The sequence below is a fragment of the Brevibacillus fluminis genome (assembly GCF_003710825.1).
Taxonomy (GTDB): domain Bacteria; phylum Bacillota; class Bacilli; order Brevibacillales; family Brevibacillaceae; genus Brevibacillus_D; species Brevibacillus_D fluminis.
In genome coordinates, this window is record NZ_RHHQ01000090.1 from 1 (window position 1) to 2,503 (window position 2,503).

Consider the following 2,503-nt stretch of genomic DNA (forward strand, 5'->3'; position numbering starts at 1 on the left):
GGACGATCTGTGTGCAGTGGCTGGTGCAGATGGGCTCATGAAAAACAAGCGCATCTTGCGGTATGTGGCGATTTTTCTTTTGGGCCTGATCGTGGGCGGAGCAGCGATCTTGATTTTACATGGCCGACAGTTGGAACAACTGATGATCATCAATCGGAATTTGACGCTGCTATATGAGCGTAAGGTAGAGGAAATCGCATCCTTGAAAAAAGAACGAATCGCCGAAAAAGAGAAGCGTGAGGATCGCATCGAAGAGATTCGCGTCACACTACTCGATCCCAAACCGAATGAAATTATCGCGACGGAAATTGTCAATCGCTTAGAAAAAGACATGGCGGCGTTGAAGGAGAAAAAAGTAGATCAGGTCGCGGAATTCCAGCCGTTGCTGCATGAGCTGTTGAAAAAACGAACCTACAAACTCGACGGCAAAAACGTGGAAATCCAATTGAAGACGGTGGTCATTTCCCGTGTCACACAGCTATTTGTGAATACGCGCGTGGATCTCGTCAATTCAACCTCGCAATGAAACTTTTGCAAGATTCCATCCGTATAAACAAATGAATGAAGAGGGTTGAAAGGGAGGCAACATGATGTCAATGTTTAAGAAGCTGCTTGCAAGCGTAGGGATCGGTTCGGCACAAGTCGATGCACGGTTGTCAAAAGATTCGTTCGTTCCGGGCGAAATGGTGCAAGGGGAAGTATACGTTACAGGAGGAGACATCGCACAGGACATCGATGAGATTTACATGTATGTCGTGACGCATTACGAACGGGAACGAGACGATAACAAGACAAAGGAAGAGTGCATTCTTGTCAAACACCGCGTCTGCGAGCGATTCACACTTGCGTCCAAAGAACAAAAGGTGATCCCGTTTTCCTTGCAGCTCCCTTATGCAACACCTCTGACAATGGGTAGGCAGCCGGTATATTTACGTACGGGCTTGGATATTAAAAATGCGGTAGACCCGGGCGATTCCGATTTCATCGAGGTCCGGCTGCATCCGATGATGGCAAAAGTGCTGGATGCCGTTCACGATTGCGGATTCCAGCTGTTTAAAGTCGATTGCGAGTACAACCGCCACCTGGGACGGCCGTATCCGTTCGTGCAAGAATTCGAATTCCGTCCAACCGGACGTTATCGCCATCAGCTCGAAGAGCTGGAAGTGATCTTTTTCCTGAAAGAAGACGAGCTGGAAGTGTACCTGGAGATCGATAAACGTGCGCGTGGCTTCATGGGGGCATTGGAAGAAGCGTTCCATTTGGATGAACGGTACGCACGCTTCCACCTGACGGCTGCCGATCGCAACCGATCGATCTACGAAATTAGCGAGCTGATCGATAGGCTGATTCTGCAGAGCATCACTAGAACGAGATAATACCGCTGCCGGATTGTTTCCGGCAGTTTTTTTGTTCTCTCATGTAAATTTTTTCCTCTTGATGTATCAGTTGCCATTTTTCTGACAATACTTCAACTATACTAATCAATCAGGAGGAATTTTTTCCATGAACCTATTAACAAAAACCAGACAAATCAATGCTATGTTGCAAAAAACGATGGGAGGCAGCGGTGTCAGCTATCAAGAAATCGCCCGCTTGCTTTCGGAAGTGATCAGCAGCAACGTCTACATCATCACGGTGGACGGTTCCGTCTTGGGCAGCGGTTTTTCCCAAGAATTCACCTTGCACGAAGAGGGTCGGTTCAATAGCCTGCTTCCCGAGGATTACAACCAGAAGCTGCTTTCCGTGAATCAATCGCTCGCAAATGAAGGCGTCACCAGCCCGTTTTCCATGGTGCCAGCCGAATGGACCTCGCTGTTCCCGCAAATGATGACGACCATCGTGCCGATCAATGCGGCAGGAAGCCGTTTGGGCACATTGGTTCTGCTGCGTGCTTACGGTGCATTCGAAACCGAGGACATGATCCTCGCCGAAATCGGTGCGACGGTCATCGGCATGAAGATCGTACGCCACCGTACGGAGCAGATCGAAAACGAGGTGCGCGACAAAACGTTTGCCAAAATCGCGCTCTCCTCGCTGTCGTACAGTGAGCAAATCGCGATTGAAAAAATCATGGAGCACCTGGATGCCAAAGAAGGGCTGCTGGTCGCAAGCCAACTCGCTGATCAGGCCGGTCTGACCCGCTCGGTCATCGTTAATGCGCTGCGCAAGCTGGCAAGTGCAGGGGTTCTCGAATCGCGCTCGCTTGGTATGAAAGGAACGTACATCCGCGTGCTTAATGATAAATTCCAGTCCGAACTGGCGAAATGGAAAACATCATAATCAATTGAAAAGAAGCGCTCGACCCCTTTGTGGTCGGGCGTTTTTTGCATATATCAGGTATCGCAAGGAAAAAATAGTGAAAACACCGTAAATCAGCAGGACAAATGAGGTGAAGCCCGTGAGCATCTGGAATTGGTGGAGAAAACAAGCACAAAAGCGCCATGGCAATGAGAACACGGGACAGGATAGCGATTTTCTCGAAGCCGATAACACACCGATCACC

At 49.1% G+C, this 2,503-nt stretch carries 3 protein-coding genes; all 3 read left to right on the forward strand.

All coding sequences use genetic code 11. The features are described 5' to 3' along the window. A partial coding sequence (locus EDM56_RS31665; RefSeq protein ID WP_122921761.1) for a sporulation membrane protein YtrI occupies window positions 1–526 on the forward strand: 526 nt, incomplete at its 5' end. Window positions 527–590: 64 nt separating this feature from the next. After that, window positions 591–1,376, forward strand: coding sequence for a sporulation protein (locus EDM56_RS31070; RefSeq protein WP_122921762.1), 786 nt, complete (start codon window positions 591–593; stop codon window positions 1,374–1,376). 127 nt (window positions 1,377–1,503) lie between these two features. Next, entirely contained in the window at window positions 1,504–2,280 is a 777-nt protein-coding gene (gene codY, locus EDM56_RS31075; protein ID WP_122921763.1) for a GTP-sensing pleiotropic transcriptional regulator CodY, read from the forward strand. The last annotated feature ends 223 nt before the right edge of the window (window positions 2,281–2,503 follow it).

What these genes read in the sequence shown, in the direction of transcription:
- EDM56_RS31070 (WP_122921762.1), top strand. Translation starts at nt 591, where the DNA reads ATGTCAATGTTTAAGAAGCTGCTTGCAAGCGTAGGGATCGGTTCGGCA.
- codY (WP_122921763.1), top strand. Translation starts at nt 1,504, where the DNA reads ATGAACCTATTAACAAAAACCAGACAAATCAATGCTATGTTGCAAAAA.